The 1,990-nt window shown below is 72.6% G+C and carries 1 protein-coding gene; it reads left to right on the forward strand.

Annotated elements, in window-relative coordinates:
- The first annotated feature begins 628 nt into the window (after positions 1 to 628).
- Positions 629 to 1,654 carry a zinc metalloprotease HtpX gene (gene htpX, locus A33M_RS16945; protein ID WP_008389597.1) on the forward strand — a complete coding sequence of 342 codons (1,026 nt, stop codon included), beginning with the start codon at positions 629 to 631 and terminating at the stop codon, positions 1,652 to 1,654.
- Positions 1,655 to 1,990: the final 336 nt, after the last annotated feature.

Raw genomic sequence — 1,990 nt, forward strand, 5'->3', positions numbered from 1 at the left:
GGCGGTGTGGGCGGCGGGGCCGCCGGCCGCCTGCGGGGCGGTCGCGGCGGGCGTCGCCGTCGGGCCGGACGAGGGGGCGGCCGCGGAGGCGGATGCGTGTGTCGAGGTCTTGGTCATACCGGCACAAGAGAGCCGGTGCGCAGCGAAGGTCAACCCCCGCGATCGGGTTCCGTCCGGGTCGGGCAGGGCCAGGGCGGGGCATGTCGGGAGCGGAGGCGGGGCCGGAGGGGGCGCCGCTCGGTCCGCCGTCCTCGGGACGCGCCGGACCATCGGCCGCGCCGTTGCTTTCGTGAGAGACGGCCGTTCTCGCGGGAGGCGGCGAGCCGGTGCCGGCGAGGCGGGGCGTCGGCGTGGGGGCAGCCTCCCGCGTTCGGCAGTGGGGGGACCTGCCGAGCCGTGGGCGACCTGCCGGAGGCCGCCTCGGCGTGCCGCAACCGCGCGCACGAGTTCGAATCGCCGTGCCGTTGCCCCTCGCGCCGGCGCGAGGGCCCCGCTCGCCGGCGCGACGCGCGGTCGCGTCCCGGTGCGCTTGTGGCGGTTCCGCGCTCCGCCCATATGGTCGGCGAATTCAGTGCGTGAATTCGGTACGCGACGTCGGGCCGCTCGCCCGAGGCAACGAGGAACTCCGATGAACTATCTGAAAACCGCGATCCTGCTGGCGGGGCTGACCGCCCTGTTCATGGGCGTCGGTTATCTGATCGGCGGCCAGACCGGCGCCACCATCGCCTTCCTGGTCGCTGCCGCCATGAACCTGTTCTCCTACTGGAACGCCGACCGCATGGTGCTGTCGATGACCGGCGCCCAGGAGGTCGACGAGCGCACCGCGCCCGAGTTCGTGGCGATGATCCGTGAGCTGTCGCAGCGCGCCGGGCTGCCGATGCCGCGCACCTACATCATCGACGACCCTCAGCCGAACGCGTTCGCCACCGGCCGCAACCCGGAGAACGCCGCGGTCGCCGCCACCACCGGCCTCCTGCACATGCTCTCGCGCGAGGAGATCGCCGGCGTGATGGCGCACGAGCTCGCTCACGTGAAGAACCGCGACACGCTGATCATGACGGTCACCGCGACCATCGCCGGCGCGATCTCGATGCTCGCCCAGTTCGGGCTCTTTTTCGGCGGCGGCAACCGCGACAACAACAACGGGCTCGGCATCGTCGGCACGCTCGCGATGGTGATTCTCGCGCCGATCGCGGCGATGCTGGTGCAGATGGCGATCAGCCGTACCCGCGAATACGCAGCCGACCGGATGGGTGCGGCGATCTGCGGCCGGCCGGACTGGCTCGCCTCTGCGCTCGGCAAGATCGACAATGCCGCGCACCAGATCCCGAATCACGCGGCCGAGCAGAACCCGGCGATGGCCCACATGTTCATCATCAACCCGCTGACCGGTGCGGGGATGGACAATCTGTTCTCGACCCATCCGGCGACCGAGAACCGCATCGCGGCCTTGCAGCGATTCGCGGCCGAGACGGGCACCGGCACCGGCGGCTTCGGCGGCTACTCTGGCGTTGCTCCGCGCGAGCGGCCCGCGCCGCCGCGCCCGCGTGGAGCCGGCCCGTGGGGTGGGGCGGACCGTCCCTCGGCGCCGCCGTCCGGCCCGGCATCGGGCCCGTGGGGTGGCGGTGGCCGGCGTTCCGGCCCCTGGGGCTGATCGGCTCCGCGGGCTGATCCGCGGCCGACTGCGGGCCGATGGGCGCGCCACTGCCGCGGCCGCGAATCGGGGGTGAGCAAGTCGAGCGCGAGCGATCGGGACGTGAGGGGCTCGGCACGACGGCAAGGGCACGACGGACTGGGGCACGACGGACTGGGGCACGAGGGGGCGGCGTAGGCGATTCGGGCGCGCGCGAGATGGCGCGATGTCTGCTCTCGCTTGCCGCGGCGATGCGCGATGTAGGCGATTCGGGTGCGCGCACGTTGGCGCGACCGGCTCGGGCGCGAGTGATACCGGATTCGGGTGATCAGTTCCGAGTGATGGATTTTGGCCACC

Origin of the sequence: Rhodovulum sp. PH10 (assembly GCF_000293785.1) — a bacterium.
Lineage (GTDB): Bacteria > Pseudomonadota > Alphaproteobacteria > Rhizobiales > Xanthobacteraceae > Rhodoplanes.